Below are 17,027 nucleotides of genomic sequence, written 5' to 3'. Positions count from 1 at the left end.
CCATTGAGGGTAGGTTTTCGAAAAAGATACCCCCATCAGCCTCAGGGTGATAGAAGTTATTTCACTTATAATGGACAGAAGGTCTCTTGATAACTATTATTCTATTCCATGAATCTTCTTCCACACTGCAAACCACGTTCTGAACAATGGTTCACTCAAAGCCTCAGCAGGATAATGCTTCACGAATCTGAGATTCCTGAGATTCATCCTGAAGTAACGATGAATCTTACTTTCACCGACCTTACTTCCCATCCTATCATCATACTGTCCGAAGTTTCCTCCTCTCATGATTTCATCAAGCAAAAACCTACCTTCCTTTTCATCCATAGGAGCTATCATCCTATCTTCTGATAGCCCGAACACCTCCTTCATCACGAACATCACAGCCTGGGCAAACTTCCATAACCCCAGATGCTTCAATTCCCTCTGCACCACATCTAAAGCAACAGAAGAACAGGCAGAGAAAGAAGAAGAGCCGGCATCCAAAGAACAAGCCGAAGTCGTATTCCCACTACCATCCAGGCGGTCCCAGCCCGCACAATCTGGCGAGACCTTTGATGGTCCGCCATCCTTAGAGCGTAGCGGTTCCGAGCACCGGAGGGCGGTTACATCCCCGCTTCCTGAGGAAGAGGGGCTTGGGGAGAAAGTGGAGCCCTCTTTGGAAAGAGGGACGGGGTGATTCGAAAAATTACTTAGATGATTCGAAGAGATTTGATAGACTTTACAAAAGTCGCAAACCACATAGTAGTAATCCAGAAGCTGCCTCAATCCGATACCCTCCGTAAAGATATGCCGATACAGATGAGAAAGGATATAGATAACGTTGAATGAAACCTGAGGCACATGAATCTCCCCATAACCATCAGGCAATGAAACCCGATGATTACACTGTTCGCCCATCACCTCCTTAAACCACTTCTGCATTCTCCGATTATGAATCGGACAGAACATATACGAAGGAGTGAAATGCACCTCTATCGCCGTCTTCATCACCGGAAAATCAACATGATGATACCGCATCACCTGATTCGGACACACTTGATCCACATACTTCATGATTTTCCTGCGACCACCCAAAAGATAGATATCTATGTCCCCGGGAGTACGCATATAAGGGTCAGGATAAAGCAACGCATTCCCCTGTCCCTTCAAGATACAGTTAGCAAAGCCCTCGTTCTCGAAGTTCTGACAAATCTTCACGGAATTCTGAAACAGTCTGATATTCTGTTTTCGTATCTGTTCCGCCATCACCATCCATTGCATCAGTAGCTTCTGCTCTGGTGCCAACTGCTTTGGCAATTGCCGGATACCATGAAACAGAACACCAAGCAAAGCCTGCTTTTGGGCGATAGCATACAGCTCCTTCCAATCCGCTTCCTTCAAAGAACCAGGTATTTCCTTGGCAGAACCAATGCAGAATCGCAAGAAATCAAAGAAAATCTTTTGTTGTTTCAACATAAAGTTGTACTTTTGCACGCATGAAAGATAAATTACAAAGAGCCATCGGTCATATTATACCGACGCTCCTATTCATTATATTACTTCCTATATCGGTAGTCTTCACTCCCATTCACTGGCTGTACAAGACTATCCGAAGATTTTTTCTGCGATAAATCTTGCAGGAAACAGCAAGCCTGCCATCACATAACGCTTACGGGTATGCGGTTCTTTCCACATTCGATAAACAAAGCGAAGATTCGTTTTATCCACCCATGCTGGATAGTAATCTATCTCATTCTTGGAAGTCTGATGGATAAATCCACCACAGGTAAATCCGACACCCTGATAACCGGCATTCTTCACCTTTAGCAGGAACTTCTCTTGCATCAAGGCTCCCATTCCAACTATCAAGAAATCTGAATTCAGTTTAACGATATGCTTTGCCTCTTCATCCATTTCTTGTTCTGAAGCAAAGTAACCATTACGATAACCAGCAAACTTCACCTTTGGATACCGCTCACGGAATATCTCCACAGCCTTCTCCACCTGCTCCTGCTTAGAAGCCACAATATAGATGGTCTTTCCATGCTCCTCTGCATAAGAGAACAACTCCGGTGCCATCGAAGTCATGTCAAAACTTCTTCGAGTCACCAATTTGCCATAAACCAACTTGATGGCTTTCACCAACAAGCCACCATCGGCAAATATACCATCCATCTTACCAAACAGCTCCTTATTATCCAGAGCTGTGAGATATGAAACAGGATTGAGGTAAGTATAAACCTTACCCTTTGTTTCAAATATCTGATTGACGGAATACTTCTCCGTCAAAAGTATTTTGTCTACTAATACGGACATATTTTTCTATTTATTTTAATCAGGAAGTCCTATTCGGGACTGAAAGAATGCAAAACGTTGAGTAATTTTTTCTCTATACAAATCTGCAAGTGAAAATAAGCGTTTATCAATGTTTAAATATAAATAATCCGTACTTATGGTAAAAAAATGCTTAAAATCAATGATGTAATCTGGAAGATTTTGATTTTCATCAAAATGTAAAAAATGAAATCGTGGCTCATCATTATTCATGATTTTTTTTACTGCTGTATCTTTTCTTTTCATATGAGGAGCAACCATAAATAAGTCTCCCCAATGTTCTCCTTTTAGGAATTCGTCAAAATTGAAAATTGGAGCAACAATCAAATGAAGTAATCTACAATTTTTATTTGAATGTTCTTCTTGTTTATCTCGAAAATCACTATTCAAATCACAATCTTGATTTAGGCAAATTACCATAGGGAAATGCAATGTTGAAACAATAACTTTTCCCTCAGTTTCTTTCACATACTCTACAACGTCAACATCCTTAAAAATATCACATTGAGAGATTCTTTCAATCGGTTTTTGAATTTTTGCTGTAATCGACATATTCCTGACTTATTTCGTATATTTTCACAAGACGTTTCGGCTTCATTGTGTCTTTATCTATAAAAACAGGATTTTCAGTATTAATATCTTGTGGAACATCTATATAATTATCTGCCATACTATTTTAATTTTCCCAAATAATCCTCTTTTATAAATAGGCGAAAAACTTCAAAGGCTTTATGATTGCAAACTTTAACAGACTCTGCCCAGTCTGTAATAAATTGAGCTCCTGCTTGAAAGACATCAATATCCAACAATAAATCTAAAGATTTGATTAGTGACGGATAAAACTTATTTGGAATTCCATATTGCACTCTAGCATAACAATCCTCATGTTGGTATTCTTCCAAAACAATTGCTCTTGTCAACTGTTCTGACTTCAATATACTTGAAACAGTTGCTCCATAAGTCAAATTTAAGACTTTTCGCACATCAGCAACTTTTGCACATGGAAAAGAATTCACATACCTTAATCCTATTCGTCTTGCTGTGACTTGATCTCCCACAGCAGTCATTATCATTCCAATTAAAACATTTAATCGTTCTTTATATATAGAATTATCTAAATAGTGATTTGTTTCAAAAACAATCGCTTTTTCTCGAGTTTGCAGTTTTAATGTTGTTCCATCAGAGGAATTAAATACATAATTTACAAAATCTCTTTTTTCCAGATTTTCTTCTTCTACAAGAATATTTAAATTATGCTCCATCTCTGATTTGTAACTATCAAACATTTTTTCAATTTCAGGAACAATCATATCAAACTTTAGACCTCTATCATCTAAGAGATCTATTCTTAAAATAAATTGATTAATTTTATTTTGCGCTAAAGTATTACCCATCTTATCTTTAAGTTTTATCCATTATAAATCTTCAGCAATTCATTTGCTTCATTCTCTATGTTATACCCAGCCTTGGTAATTAACTCATAATTATTATGGCATCTTACCTCACGACTTATTGCATAATCAAAAGAATCTATTGAGTCTGCCCAATCCTTAACCCCATCCGCCAAATCCTTCATCTTTACATCTTGACCAATATTAACATCATTCGTCACATTAGATGAAATCAAACATGGAAGGCCAGAAGCCTGAGCCTCAAGCACTGTTAATGGCATGCCTTCATATATCGATGGAAAAACAAAAATATCCATGGCTTGAACAATAGCTGGAATATCAGAACGTAAACCTGCTAGAATTATAGAATCAGCACAGCCACTATCAGCGACCCAGGTTTCAACTTTCGAACGCCATTCGCCATCACCAACAAGAAGCAATTTAGAATTAGAATGCTTCAAATGATATTCAGCAAATACCTTTATCAAAAACTCATGATTCTTTGCATCCATGAATTTGCCAATATGCCCAACAACAAAATCCTCTTCTTTTATGCCAAACTCATTTCTTATAAGTACACGTGCATCATTATTATATTCAAACTTAGCTATATTTATTGCATTTCTCAAAATCTTATAGTTATTCTTTCCAAATAACCAATCTCCAGCCAATTGAGAACAAGCGATTGCATCTGTAAACGAGTGCATAAAGAAAGGATGTAAAACAGCATTAATAAACGGATGCTGAGTTTTACTTGTGTGATTATGGTGAATACGCTTAGGAACTCCTGCTGCAATAGCAGCAGAAAGTTCGATTAAAGCTGTAGAACTATTAGCATGAACATGAAGAATATTATAATTCTTTGAAAGAACCCGAACAGCATTCCAATACTTCAAAACATTTCCTCTTCTTGGTAGTTGAATATAGTTACTACCATAAGCTGATATTTCAGAAAGCAATGAAGAATCGATTTCATTGGTCGAAGCAAAATCAATTTGAATCTTTGACTTATCTAATACACGATAATAATTCATCATCACCGTAGCTAACCCACCAACAGGAGAAAATGCAGTTGTAATAATTACTAATACTTTTTTCATAAACTCATTCCACTAAGTTTAACGATACGCTCACAACTTTTTGCATCTTTATATTTAAAAATCTGATTACAAACCCAATGACGCTTATCTTTATAAATATCTCGCTCATTAGCAAAATCATCTATAAATTGTTCAAATTGCTTTTTTGTTTTAACAATATGTCCTCCCATATATGCTTCGGGATCATCATACACAAAACCACGAGTATTTTTATAGTCTTCTAGATCTGGTACAACATAGGCCTCTGGTCTATCCAATAGTAAATACTGTAAAGACGCTGAGGAATAATCACCTATCAATCCGTCTGCATGTGCCATCAATGTATACATATCATATTCTGTCTTTATAAACTCATCATGAGAATATACTCTTAGATGACTAAAATGACGTTGACACCCATTAGGTGCACTCTGAGCAGGATGCAACTTGACTATAAGAAGAATATTATATTTAGCAAGCAACTTATTCAAATTCTCATAATCGTCATCTGCAAAAAGAGGTATTAATGTATCTAAATGAGAATCATTATAATTTAAATAATCCGATTGTCTGAATGTTGGTACCCATAAAAGGACTTTCTTATATTTACTAAAATCATAAACATTTTGTGGAACGGTCAGCAACTTATCACACATTGGGTCTCCTAGACCAACAATATTTTCTTCTTTGCACTTATATGCCCTTGCATTAACCTTTATATTCAAGTCTGATGAAATAATCATATAAGTAAAAAAGAATTCGTCCCCATTATTAATTTTAGTGTTTGCTCCCATGGATTTAAAATCCTCATTACCATGCTGCATATGAATTACACACTGCTTTCTTGAAGGCTTGATAGGAAGCTGACCCGCAGTATAAAAAACATGTTTTGCATGCAAAAAAGTCCACACAGATTTAACTCCACTAACAAACGTTACATTTTCAGTATCATCAGCATAGCACATATTTTCTATGCCACAAACTATTTTATACTTTTTATCAAAGCGATTTCGGAGTAAATAATCTCTTAAAACAAGATTACAAAAGACAACCCCCTTATTGGCTGAATATAACAACACCAAATTCTCATCCTTTGGTATAATCTTATTTATTTGAGTGAAGATGGGAAAAACAAGACTCTTCAGCATCTTCTTTAATCTGACATTGTTAATCATCTTACCTTATTTAAATAATACCATTTTTTTTCAAATCATAGAATGCTGCAATTAACTTATCATAATCTTCATTCGTCAATGCACCAATATGTCCGACACGGAAAATTGTATCTTTCATGTCACCTCCATTAGGACAAATCCACATACCATACTCATCCTTAATTTTCAAGAAGATATCGTAAGCTGAAGCGGTTGTAGGATGAAGCGGTGTTACTGCATTCGATAAAGATTCTGATACAATTTCAAAAGGCAAATCCTTTATTTTCTCTCGGAAATATGAAGCCAAAGCACCGATTCTAGCTATTTCTCCTTCAACACCACCATTAGCGTCTATCTCTTTCAAACGAGCATTAATCTGGCGAAGAATACCAACAGCTGGGGTCCAAGGAGTCTGCCCACGTTCCATATTCTTCAATGCTATCTTCAAATCAAAGTATTGACATACACACTTAGTATTGTTAACTCGATTAATTGCCTTTGGAGAAAGTACCATTACAGAAATACCAGGAGGACAAGCCAACGCTTTCTGACTACCAGTAATCATAATATCAGCCCCCAACTCCTTCATATCAAAAGGATCAGCCAAGAATGTACTAATACAATCAACAATCAAGAAAAGCTGATTACGCTTACAAAAATCACTAATCAAGTTCATATCATAGTGAACACCCGTTGAGGTTTCATGCTTATTAACCAAGAAAGCCGTATATCCTTGTCCCTCATATGGAGCAAGATGCTCAGCTTTTAACGCCTTACCATGTTCTAGCTTGATTTCCGTATAAGGAACATGATGAAGTTCTAGCAATTCAACAAAACGATGACCAAAACTACCACCATTCACTACCAAAGCCTTATCATTTGGTGTAAGGGTATTCATGATAGCTGTCTCCATCGCTCCAGAACCTGAAGAAGTCAAGAATACGACTTTAGAATCATCAGAAGCTTTTGCAAACTTCTTAATGAGTCTCTCGTTCTCAAACATAACATCAGAAAATTCCGATGTTCTAAAATAAGGTACTTGTTCTGCACCTATTGCTCGTACAGCTTCACTAGACTGTACAGGACCTACTGTGAAATTAATCATATCAATAATATTTAAATTTCAAAAAAGTTTTTTCGATTCATAAATTGTTCCATCACTTGTGCCATGCAAATACTCTCTTTTCTACGCAAACGGGCAGAAGAGAAACGTTTGTTTACTATACAACTGATGAATTCCTGTATCTCATAACGCAAACCAAAACCATCCCATTTATAGAAATACTTTTTATTATCGTTTTGGTTTTCATAACGCAACTCAAAATAATCCGTCTTCCACCATGGTGCTGGCACATAAGCATATCCCTTGGTTCCTGAAATCACCAAGCATCCTTCAGTTTTTACACCCAATCCTACTTTAAAAGAACAAGTAGCTTTAGGATAATGGAAGACGCCACGAGTATAAATATCAATTCCATTCTCCATACGAGAATAAAGATTCAAATTTTCATAATTGATACCCATCAACTTGATTATAGGTAATAATGGATAACTTCCTTCCTCATACATGGAACCACCCGCTTGCTTAGGATCAAATTCACGACCATTCTTATCTAAAAGTTGTGACAAAGAAGCTTCTATGTCAACCACATCACCTATCAAACCAGACTTAATGATAACCATCAAGTGATTAAAAGCAGGGCAATGAGCCGTTTTGTTTGCTTCCATCAAAATAACCCCACTATCTTCAGCCAACTGATACAGCTCTTGTGCCTGAGCCTTTTCTAAGACTAATGGAGTTTCACAAAGCACATGCTTATGAGCCAAAATTGCGTCTTTAATATCTTGGTAATGAGAAAGATGAGGAGTTGCAACGTATACTGCATCTACTGAATTATATAATTTCTCTGTATTTTTACAAGCAATTACATTTTCATGCTTCAAAACATATTTTTTGCAATTAGTCTCATCAATATCATAAGCAGCAACAACATCAACTCCACTAACTACAGATGCTTCAGAAGGAAATCTATCTGCTACTCGACCACAACCGATAACCCCAACCTTTACAACATCCTGCGATTCGTTACGAAGCATTGTAGATGATATACCTTGAGTTCGTGGTAGATAAACAACCTCACAGAATTCATTAAGGTAATCAAATTTTCCTTCCCAATCCGAACCTATAGCGAATATGTCAACGTTATATTTTTGTATATCATCGATTTTCTGACCGACATAATCCTCTATAATAATCTTGTCTGCATACCCAGTAGCTTTAACAGCTTCCACACGTTCCAAAACATTATTGCGGACATTTAATTTACCTCTATCTCGATCAAAGCTATCATTGGTAACACCCACAATCAGATAGTCGCCAAGTTCTTTTGCTCGACGAAGAAGGTTAATATGGCCTTGGTGGAGAAGGTCGTATGTTCCGTATGTAATAACTGTTTTCATATTCGAAATTCTGTTTTATATTTAAAAAATATATTATGCATAAACTCAAAAAACTACATATATTTCTCGTTCCATTCCAACGAATATATTTTCAAAAGCGAAGTACGTATCGCTTTTTCATTAAAATGGGTACTATAATATAATTCTTGTTTCCTTTTCATCTCGATATTATCCTGTCCCAACAAACAAAGAAGCTTTCTAATTAAATCATCTTTATCTCCATTTTTAAATAGCAAACCACCTTGCGATACATCAATGATACTCTTAAAAAATGGCACATCACTTGCAAGAACAGGAGTTCGATAGTAAAAGGCTAAAGAAAGCACACCACTTTGCGTTGCCGAAATATATGGATAAATTACACACTTGGCATTTTGATACATATAAGCAATCTCGGAATCCAAAATATAACGATTAATAAACTTCACATTAGAATCATTTTTCATTCGTTCGAAACCAAGCTCCCCATTTCCGGCAACAACCAGATAATACTTTTTTTGTAGTTCTTCACATTCCATAAAAGAATGATATAAAAGAGAAATACCTTTATAAGCTTCTATACGACCAAAAAAAAGAATATAAGGTTTATCTAATTCTTTTAATTCTTTCGGCACCACATGCCCATCTAGAATACCTTTAGATACTAAAGAAGGGAAAGAATGATAAGACACCTGTTTATCTGGAAATTTTTTTTTCAAATTATGATATTGCTCGACACTATTTGTTACTAAACACTTCGCTTCAATAAGATTTTCCTTCAATCTTTTATAGCTTATACGTTGTCTTAGCATCTTGTACCATGCTTTCTTTGCTTCATGTGGTTCTAAGTCATGAACTGTAGAAAGAACATGAATCCCCATAGATTGAAGCTTACGTTGCATTTTAACTGTAGGAATACCATTAATATAATGCACAAGCTGAATTTCATATTCTTTACATAATTCGGAAATTAACCAATCATAACCTTCCGAATTAAATAATAATTCTTTAAGCTTATTTAATGCCGAATTTGCTTTTTTATAAAACACGCTTTTCTTATGCAGTTCCTTTTTAATATTCTTCCTAAAAAAATCGTCTTCATAATCATGAAAGAAAAAATACACATCATCTTGTGGAGAAAATGTATTTACTATCTCACTTACATATGGTCCCATACCTGCGTATGAGGTCGTAGCTACTATTAATGTTCGTTTCATATTTAATTTCAAAATACTTGTCTAAAACTATTAATGCCTATTCACGTGATTAATCAGAATCATACAGTCCAATAAACTTACAAGTCATCGTATATCATTTCTCAAAAAAATATTGTTGGCGAGCCCGAATTAGCTCACTCTCACTCATTTTATTCTTCTTCTCTAAAGGCATCCATGGAAACTCATGCGACTTTTCTTTCAGCTTATGGGCATACTCCTCTGTCGTCATTATAAACTTGGCAGGAATACCACCCCAAACTTCATTGTCTGGAACATGCTTGGTTACAATACTACCTGCAGCAATTACAGAATTCTTACCTACGGAGCAATTTGGCATTAAAATAGTACTTGTACCTATGAAGCAATTCTCAAATAGTTCAATACTGCCCACTTTATCAATATCACCACGCCTTAGTCCTAGCAATCTTGCCACATTGAATACACTAACATCATGATTGACAAAATTAACTCCAGCAGCAACTATTACATTATCATGTATGCTAACAAGATAAGGTTCTGTTCCAAAATTGATGGTATAAAGTTCTACATTTTTACCAAGATAATAAAATTTATCTCTCATCAACTCTGCTCTTTCCTTTGGATTTGCCTTTTTCAGTTTCAATCTAAACCACTTATTATGAAGGAGATTTATTGCCCCCCAGCCCGTCCGAGAACGGCCGTTTTGGGGTGTATCATAGAGGGCAGAACCGCTATCACGACTCCACCTAAGTCCCTCTAAGGGCATATCTTTTTTCATCTTAAAATTTTAGTTTATGTTAAACAATTCGTCATAAGGGCTTAAAATGGCCGATATGAACACTAATAGAGCGTGTTTTTCGATGGTATTGATCCCTACAGGTCATTATCCAAGAGAAGCAATCAAAGCAGGTACACCTTTGAGAGATATGGCACGACGAAGGTTATAAGATAGGCAAAAGAGACCCATCTCAGCAGTTACTTTCAGTTTGCCTTTCAGTAAAAAGTAGTATTGCCCAAGTGCTCGCTTCATGGTTCCAAAAGGATGCTCGGAGAGGCATTTGCGATTGTCCATCTTGTTCTGATCTAGATGTAAAACGTAACGGACAACCTTCTTCACGATCTTCATTCTTGGAGGTTTTGGCTTGTCCTTATTCTCTTCTTTGAGTTGCTTGCGTTTTGCTTCGGTTGCCTTTATCAAGGTGTCTTTGTTGAAGTCTGCCTCCTTGAACTTCTGGATGGTACACTTGCACTTGCATTTTTTACATGCAAGCTTGTTGCAATAGCGGATCATACCGTTTCTTTTGATAGACTTTTGCCTCAGGATTTCTCCTTGCGGACAATAGACAAGATTGCGTTCGGCATCCCTCACGAAGTATCCTTCAAGAGCCTTGGCACGCATCTGCCCGGGAGTCATCTTCAGTACAGCAGACTCTGCTACATCAGAAGTGTACTCCTTGACCTCTACAATCTGTGCATCGGTTAAAAAATCCTTGTAGGCTTCCGGTATGACTGCTGCTTCAAGACATGCCTTCAAATCTTCTGGATTAGTACTTGACTTTTGTTCGTCAGTTATGGTAGCTTCGTTATAGTCAAACTGAACCTGCTCCGTGCAGCTGCCATCACGTTGGATGACATTTGGTACGATACCATTAGCCAATGCATCTGCATGATCCTCGGGACACTCGTACCCCTTGTCTGCAGTTGATTCAAGAACGTCAACACCATAATCGGCTTTCACCTCAGATGCTACGCTTGTAAGCTGACCATGGTCTGTTGGACTGTTGGTTACCAGGAAGCCTGCTATCATATGGCTCTCCGCATCAACTGCAGTTTGCACATTATAACCGACACAAAAGCCTTCGTTGGCTTTCATTAGTCGGGAATCAGGATCGGTTAAGGAAATCTGGCTTTCACCACTTTTCTCAAGTGTATCACGGTATCCCTCATAGCGTTCCTTGCGCTCCTTGCAAACATCAAGCTTACGTTGCAACTCATCTTTAGAGAGCCTGCGTCCTTCCTCATGATCGTATGCTTCAAGTTCTTCCATATAGATTGAAATATGTTCATCAAGACGCTTGATTCGGTCATCGAGTTTGCTTAGAGTAAGGTTGTTGTCTTTAGCATTTACAGCCTTAAACTTGCTTCCATCAATAGAGATGTACGACTTGGAAAAGAGCTTCAGTCCCATACAAAACTTGTTGAACTCTTTAAAAACTTTAGTAATAGCCTTCTTGTTGTCCTTGCGGAAATCGGAGATTGTACGAAAGTCAGGAGTCAGCTTGTTGAGCAGCCACATTACCTCTACGTTACACTTGCACTCACGAGCAAGTTTGCGAGAGGAACGTACCTGATAGAAGTAACCATAAATATAGAGTTTGAGGAGATCGCGAGGATCATATCCAGGAGTACCTGTCTCTGCAGGAGTACTGCGGACGAATCCCAGTTCATCCATTTTGAGATTATCGACAAAAGCATCAAACAAGCGAACAGGGGCGTCAGCCTCTACATACTCGTCAATGCAATCAGGGAAAAGAACCCTCTGTCGTCTATCTTGTCCTTTTTTATATGCCATATCTTTCTTGTTTTTTACTACAAAGATACATAAAATAATTGAGAATCAAGAAGATACGAAGTTAATTAACTATAAAGAGCAAAAGAAAAATGCCCAATTCAGTTGTTTGCTTCCCTAATTAAGTTTTCGGACGGCCTCCCCCGAATTTTTCAAACACACCCATTTTTAAGCTTTTAACATTTTATTTAAAATTGCAAGCGATTTCTTTCTTTCCCCATCAAGGATTTTATTGACAGAAAAATAATCAATATCGCCAAAACTATCAATTGAACGGCTATCATCAGTTACAACCCTTGATTCTAAGCCAGTAATCTGCAACAAACTCATAACTCTACTGTTAAACTTCTTTGGTGATACAGTAATAAAAGGTTTGTTGAAATTTATAGAGAAAGCTGTTCCATGAAACGAGCTGACCACTATAAATGAAGCATGAAGCATCAAATTAAGGAATTGATCTGGCGTCGCATAAGTAAACACCTTATCATAATAATTATCAAATGGCTTTCCACCATATGTAATATGATATAATTTCAATCCTTTCTTTTCTGCAATTTGCTTGGCATAATGCTTGATATAAGAGTCTTCCTTTCCATATTCTACACTATATGTCAGCAAATAAGGTTCAGACTCTTTAAAAGCATACCTTTCTGCTATTTCAGACCATGCTACTTTATCCAGCAACAACGTAGGATCAAGAACAACTTCTGATGCTACCCCAAGACTTTCCAATATTTTTTTAGCAGACAATTCTCTTACCGTAATATATTGGTATTTTTCTAATAGTCTTTTGGTATCATCAACCTCATTCTCTGGAAAGTTAGGCATACCAATACTTGCTGCATAACTTATTTTCTTTTTACCTTCTGGAACAAAATCTAAATAATAGCTTTTATCTATTCCTCGGTTATAGAAACTATTCCATACTTGATCACTACCGGTAATATACACATCTGCCTGAGGTGGATTAGCAATAAGTGATTTAAAGCCTATATATTCTGATGTTACAGGCAAATAGCATTTCAAGAAATCCATATCAAGCTTTTTGAGTTGATAAGATTTCCTAGAATATTTCAATACACAACGATAAAACCATCTGATGAAACCTCGATCTTCATAAATAGCTTTAGAATTTCCTTTAGGTGTCATACATGGTCTAGTGTAATGTATAATTTCCACTTCATGCCCTAGTGACTTAACAGCCATACCAGTAGCAAGAGCCTGCAAATATGTACCATAGTTGGTATTATCTAAAATAGTTATTATCGAAACTTTCATTTGATTAACTTCTTAATTCTAGAGATTAATAAAAACAACCAAGGGTAACGTCTTATATTATATTCAACTTGTACCTTCAAGTTATTAATAAAATAATTACCTTCATAATACTTATCAAGAAAAGCAGGATAATGATTCAATGCCAAATCATAACTCATTTCTCTGTCTTTTGACAATGGTGTAGGATGACTTAAATTCGCATTTGTTTCCACAGCCATATCCATAGGAATTACCTTCAGAACAAACTGATTTTTCAAGCTATCTAAAGCCTGCGCTCCTTTAGCAGTATTGACAAGTAACAAACTTACACCTCGATGAATAAATGGAAAATCAGGAATACTTTCTCGCACACCCCAAAAATCAGCCAAAGTTATATCGCCACACCGATGAGTGTTTGCAAATGGACATTGATAGCAATTCATTCGCATAAGATGACCTGAAATAAATGCCTTAAAGTACGCCTCCATATCTTTGGAATAATTTACATACTTCATCTTGCCTGAAGAGCGCATTTTGTAAGAAGAAGAAGAAGAACAGCTCCAACCACGGACTCTCTTATCTCTAAAAGAATAGTCAACGAAATCAGCATCCATCTTTTCTTCAACATGGCTAATCATATTCTTGAAAATCTCAGGCGATGGAGTTCCATGACATATTAAATCAGAAGTTAGCAAATTATCATATTCCTTTCTCAGGAAAAGCTTTAAGCCTGCCACTTGACAAGGTGTACCAACAAAGTAAACAATACGTTCCTCTCGTAAATCCTTTTTTACTTGTTTATAGGAATCACCTATATCAGATTGAACATATTTGCTACCTTTCAATTTTTCTAAATCAGAAGATTTCTCAACCCTAATATGACATACTTTTGGTCCATTCTTGTAAGCAGCTCCATAGACAACACCATTTTGAGACAGAATTTTTTTGGCAATTGCAATAAAGCCACCTCCAGAAGAACTCGTCTTAAGATCACCGACATTCTTATTCTGTGCAACATAAGCTTGACCTTCATCCTGTCGAACAGTTTTAGCCTTCATCATTGGACAAACACTTTCACATAATCCACAATTCACGCATTTCGTTGCATCCAATTTAGGATAAAGGAACCCCTCTTCATTTGATTCCATTTGTAAAGCCCGGTGTGCACACACTTGCTCACAAGCTCTACATCCACAACAAGTAGCTGCATCCATGGTTGAAATATACTTTAACATATATATTATCTTTTTATATTAACCAATATTCTCACAAGAAAGCATAAGAAGGATATATTGTGTCCTTCACAAAACTCCACAATCGATTCTTCTATTACTTCTTTTGGTGTATACCTACTAAACATTGCAACTCTACTTACAAACGCTCTCATATTCGTGAAAAGATGAGCCTGATTTCTTGCTTTAAAATACGAATGTGCCCATTTGAAAAAAGCGACCAATGCTCTAACTTTTCTAACAGAAATAGGCAGACTAACATTCGGTGAAATATTTTGATTTCCACATCTCCATAAAACATGTGAATTATTTATCGTATGGAAACCTTTCTTTTCAGAAAACAAAACCCATGTAGCAGTATCACTTCCCCAAGCCAAATCAAATTTTTTAAACCCATTATATTTTCGGTAAACTTCCCTACTAAATATATTTTCTACTACAAGACTGGCATATTTACCTTTTAATTTACCTTTATAATAAGAGAAATTATCTAAATCTTGAGGATATTTTTTAGGAATACTTGTTATCTTTCCATCATCGTTGATAACCTTCACATCAAAATGATACAAATCATAGGAAGCATTTGTTTCTTGTAAACTTTTACAAAAATTTTCAACACAAGATGCTTCCATTACGTCATCATCCGAGAAAAGCCATATCCATTCCTCTCCCTGGCTCATATCAATGCAACGCTCCCATTGTGCTACCAAATCCTTACCACCAAAATTGGTATCAAAGCGGCGATACACCAAGTTGATCTTATCCCTGTACCTGTCCACTATCTCCCCAAGATTGTTGGGGCTACAGTCATCGCCAATATAAAGCGTGAAGTCTTGGCACGTCTGAGCCGCGATGGAATCCAACGCTGCTGCCAAGAACGTTGCCTTATAAGCAGGGATGATAATAGCTAAATTATTTTGTTTTTCTTTCATATGATAATCGTTTTCTAATATACAATGCACCTATCGGCACACAGATACCCACGAATGAATATAGCGGCCAATACATAAGGGAATATCCCTTGATGATAGGGAAACCAGCCAACTGCTCTATCGGCAAGGCATACACCCAGATGATGAGGAGAGAGATGAGCTTGAACGACAAGAAATGCCACGTCAAGACCTCCAAGGTATGGTCGCCCACAAACATCAAGAATCGCTTAGCCCAGTTCTGATAAAGACTCAGACGATGACTCAAATTCAGTATCATAATTGTTCCCAAAATGGCACACACCGAATAAGGCAATATCTGGATGGCAGAATAAGACAGCATGGATGTGCCACACCAAACAGAACCCATCGATACGATGATGAAAGCCATAATCGTAATCGGCCACTTATCAGCATCCACATTCATCCGCTTATATGCCCTTCCCATAACGATAAAGAAACCAGCAAAGAAAGTGCGAGAGGCAATATGGACAGCAGGAACTTCGACATCAAACCACGACATCACGATAGCTATCAAGAGCAGAATCGAAGCCCCTAAGAAGTCATTCTTCAGATACTTAAAACAGCCCAAGGCCAAGAACGACCCCAAGAAAAGTTCCTTCAAAAACCAGTAGCCTCCCAAGAGTTGCTCCGTCTCGTTCATAGCCAGAACTATCTTTGCCACATTCTTCACCACATCTTTCCAACCATACAGCAGCGACACCACACCTTTCCATCCACATACATCATTATAAATGTTTAGATGGAAGAACACATTGTGCAACACGAGGAAGAGCAGCGACCATTTTACGAATGGCACATACAATCCCTTGACCTTGTTAATGGAGAACTGCCTCACATTATTGAGGTACTTATCCTTGAAACAGTAGCCACTGACAAAGAAGAACAGCGACATGTGGAACATCGTCACAAATTGCCCCCCCCCACATGTGGCAATCCAGCATGACAAATCACCATAAGCATGATGGCAATAGCCTTCGCTATCGTTATTTTCTCATCTCTCATGAATCAATAGAATCTACAAGATTTTCCTTTAAAATTATACGTTAGGTTACGAGGACGCTCGCTTACCCTCTTGGCTGGGATGCCAGCCACTACTGAATATGGCTCCACATCCTTGGTAACCACACAACCAGCGCAACAAACAGCCCCTTCGCCGATATGCACTCCTGGCAAAACAATAACGTTAGAGCCTAACCATACCCTGTCATCAATCTCTACCGAAAACTTCACCTTATCCTCTGGAGGACAATCGAAGTTAAGGTCACGATGGTCATGCTGGAGCGTATAGATGGAAACGTTGCTGGAGAGGTTGACATTGCGTCCCATGGTCAAACCTCTGCGAGCATCCAATATGGCATTGTCACCGATAATTGTGCCATCGCCAAGAGTAAGCCTTTCGGGGCATCTCATCTCCGTACGGAAGTGTATATGGTTACGTTCT

At 37.3% G+C, this 17,027-nt stretch carries 17 protein-coding genes; all 17 read right to left on the bottom strand.

The features are described from left to right. Positions 1-96: 96 nt before the first annotated feature. Positions 97-1,458, bottom strand: coding sequence for a nucleotidyltransferase family protein (locus tag KUA49_RS05075; protein ID WP_218413558.1), 1,362 nt, complete (start codon positions 1,456-1,458; stop codon positions 97-99). Positions 1,459-1,587: 129 nt separating this feature from the next. Further along, complete coding sequence (locus tag KUA49_RS05070; RefSeq protein ID WP_218413557.1) at positions 1,588-2,298, bottom strand: WecB/TagA/CpsF family glycosyltransferase; 711 nt, start codon at positions 2,296-2,298, stop codon at positions 1,588-1,590. Between the two features lie 15 nt (positions 2,299-2,313). Further along, positions 2,314-2,868: a hypothetical protein gene (locus KUA49_RS05065; protein ID WP_218413556.1), complete on the bottom strand. Its 555-nt coding sequence runs from the start codon at positions 2,866-2,868 to the stop codon at positions 2,314-2,316. Continuing rightward, positions 2,834-2,986, bottom strand: coding sequence for a hypothetical protein (locus tag KUA49_RS05060; protein WP_218413555.1), 153 nt, complete (start codon positions 2,984-2,986; stop codon positions 2,834-2,836). Before KUA49_RS05060 ends, KUA49_RS05065 begins: the two co-directional genes overlap by 35 nt. Before the next feature lies 1 nt (position 2,987). After that, positions 2,988-3,710 (bottom strand): TIGR04255 family protein, encoded by a 723-nt coding sequence (locus tag KUA49_RS05055; protein WP_218413554.1) that lies wholly within the window; start codon positions 3,708-3,710, stop codon positions 2,988-2,990. 14 nt (positions 3,711-3,724) lie between these two features. After that, a complete protein-coding gene (locus KUA49_RS05050) occupies positions 3,725-4,807 on the bottom strand; it encodes a glycosyltransferase (RefSeq protein WP_218413553.1) in 1,083 nt (360 codons plus the stop codon). Beyond that, positions 4,804-5,934 (bottom strand): CDP-glycerol glycerophosphotransferase family protein, encoded by a 1,131-nt coding sequence (locus tag KUA49_RS05045; RefSeq protein WP_256624947.1) that lies wholly within the window; start codon positions 5,932-5,934, stop codon positions 4,804-4,806. Before KUA49_RS05045 ends, KUA49_RS05050 begins: the two co-directional genes overlap by 4 nt. 37 nt (positions 5,935-5,971) lie before the next feature. Then, positions 5,972-7,045: a pyridoxal-phosphate-dependent aminotransferase family protein gene (locus KUA49_RS05040; RefSeq protein WP_218413551.1), complete on the bottom strand. Its 1,074-nt coding sequence runs from the start codon at positions 7,043-7,045 to the stop codon at positions 5,972-5,974. 11 nt (positions 7,046-7,056) lie between these two features. Further along, positions 7,057-8,400 (bottom strand): Gfo/Idh/MocA family oxidoreductase, encoded by a 1,344-nt coding sequence (locus KUA49_RS05035; RefSeq protein ID WP_218413550.1) that lies wholly within the window; start codon positions 8,398-8,400, stop codon positions 7,057-7,059. Between the two features lie 53 nt (positions 8,401-8,453). Next, positions 8,454-9,596: a glycosyltransferase family 4 protein gene (locus KUA49_RS05030; RefSeq protein ID WP_218413549.1), complete on the bottom strand. Its 1,143-nt coding sequence runs from the start codon at positions 9,594-9,596 to the stop codon at positions 8,454-8,456. Positions 9,597-9,690: 94 nt separating this feature from the next. Then, entirely contained in the window at positions 9,691-10,353 is a 663-nt protein-coding gene (locus KUA49_RS05025) for an acyltransferase (protein ID WP_256624946.1), read from the bottom strand. 105 nt (positions 10,354-10,458) lie between these two features. Then, positions 10,459-12,147 (bottom strand): IS1182 family transposase, encoded by a 1,689-nt coding sequence (locus tag KUA49_RS05020; RefSeq protein ID WP_318331588.1) that lies wholly within the window; start codon positions 12,145-12,147, stop codon positions 10,459-10,461. A gap of 165 nt (positions 12,148-12,312) precedes the next feature. Further along, entirely contained in the window at positions 12,313-13,422 is a 1,110-nt protein-coding gene (locus tag KUA49_RS05015) for a polysaccharide pyruvyl transferase family protein (RefSeq protein WP_218413211.1), read from the bottom strand. Beyond that, positions 13,419-14,636 carry a Coenzyme F420 hydrogenase/dehydrogenase, beta subunit C-terminal domain gene (locus tag KUA49_RS05010; protein WP_218413210.1) on the bottom strand — a complete coding sequence of 406 codons (1,218 nt, stop codon included), beginning with the start codon at positions 14,634-14,636 and terminating at the stop codon, positions 13,419-13,421. Before KUA49_RS05010 ends, KUA49_RS05015 begins: the two co-directional genes overlap by 4 nt. A 5-nt stretch (positions 14,637-14,641) precedes the next feature. Beyond that, positions 14,642-15,565, bottom strand: a complete 924-nt coding sequence (locus KUA49_RS05005; RefSeq protein WP_218413209.1) for a glycosyltransferase family 2 protein — start codon at positions 15,563-15,565, stop codon at positions 14,642-14,644. Next, the gene (locus KUA49_RS05000) at positions 15,546-16,487 is read right to left on the bottom strand and encodes an acyltransferase family protein (RefSeq protein WP_256624893.1); all 942 of its coding nucleotides are present in this window, start codon (positions 16,485-16,487) and stop codon (positions 15,546-15,548) included. Before KUA49_RS05000 ends, KUA49_RS05005 begins: the two co-directional genes overlap by 20 nt. A gap of 104 nt (positions 16,488-16,591) precedes the next feature. After that, positions 16,592-16,996, bottom strand: a complete 405-nt coding sequence (locus tag KUA49_RS04995; RefSeq protein ID WP_256624892.1) for an acyltransferase — start codon at positions 16,994-16,996, stop codon at positions 16,592-16,594. Positions 16,997-17,027 lie beyond the last annotated feature (31 nt).

Source organism: Segatella copri (assembly GCF_019249655.2).
Taxonomy (GTDB): Bacteria; Bacteroidota; Bacteroidia; order Bacteroidales; family Bacteroidaceae; genus Prevotella.
The sequence above is the reverse complement of the archived record's forward strand: the minus strand, read 5'-3'. Positions and strand labels throughout refer to the sequence as shown.

Excerpts from the sequence above, each read along its gene's own strand:
- KUA49_RS05060 (WP_218413555.1), bottom strand. The coding sequence starts at position 2,986 with ATGGCAGATAATTATATAGATGTTCCACAAGATATTAATACTGAAAAT.
- KUA49_RS05065 (WP_218413556.1), bottom strand. The coding sequence starts at position 2,868 with ATGTCGATTACAGCAAAAATTCAAAAACCGATTGAAAGAATCTCTCAA.
- KUA49_RS05035 (WP_218413550.1), bottom strand. The coding sequence starts at position 8,400 with ATGAAAACAGTTATTACATACGGAACATACGACCTTCTCCACCAAGGC.
- KUA49_RS05005 (WP_218413209.1), bottom strand. The coding sequence starts at position 15,565 with ATGAAAGAAAAACAAAATAATTTAGCTATTATCATCCCTGCTTATAAG.
- KUA49_RS05015 (WP_218413211.1), bottom strand. The coding sequence starts at position 13,422 with ATGAAAGTTTCGATAATAACTATTTTAGATAATACCAACTATGGTACA.
- KUA49_RS05070 (WP_218413557.1), bottom strand. The coding sequence starts at position 2,298 with ATGTCCGTATTAGTAGACAAAATACTTTTGACGGAGAAGTATTCCGTC.
- KUA49_RS05045 (WP_256624947.1), bottom strand. The coding sequence starts at position 5,934 with ATGCTGAAGAGTCTTGTTTTTCCCATCTTCACTCAAATAAATAAGATT.
- KUA49_RS05040 (WP_218413551.1), bottom strand. The coding sequence starts at position 7,045 with ATGATTAATTTCACAGTAGGTCCTGTACAGTCTAGTGAAGCTGTACGA.
- KUA49_RS04995 (WP_256624892.1), bottom strand. The coding sequence starts at position 16,996 with ATGAGATGCCCCGAAAGGCTTACTCTTGGCGATGGCACAATTATCGGT.
- KUA49_RS05075 (WP_218413558.1), bottom strand. The coding sequence starts at position 1,458 with ATGTTGAAACAACAAAAGATTTTCTTTGATTTCTTGCGATTCTGCATT.
- KUA49_RS05025 (WP_256624946.1), bottom strand. The coding sequence starts at position 10,353 with ATGAAAAAAGATATGCCCTTAGAGGGACTTAGGTGGAGTCGTGATAGC.
- KUA49_RS05050 (WP_218413553.1), bottom strand. The coding sequence starts at position 4,807 with ATGAAAAAAGTATTAGTAATTATTACAACTGCATTTTCTCCTGTTGGT.
- KUA49_RS05030 (WP_218413549.1), bottom strand. The coding sequence starts at position 9,596 with ATGAAACGAACATTAATAGTAGCTACGACCTCATACGCAGGTATGGGA.
- KUA49_RS05055 (WP_218413554.1), bottom strand. The coding sequence starts at position 3,710 with ATGGGTAATACTTTAGCGCAAAATAAAATTAATCAATTTATTTTAAGA.
- KUA49_RS05020 (WP_318331588.1), bottom strand. The coding sequence starts at position 12,147 with ATGGCATATAAAAAAGGACAAGATAGACGACAGAGGGTTCTTTTCCCT.
- KUA49_RS05010 (WP_218413210.1), bottom strand. The coding sequence starts at position 14,636 with ATGTTAAAGTATATTTCAACCATGGATGCAGCTACTTGTTGTGGATGT.
- KUA49_RS05000 (WP_256624893.1), bottom strand. The coding sequence starts at position 16,487 with ATGTTCCACATGTCGCTGTTCTTCTTTGTCAGTGGCTACTGTTTCAAG.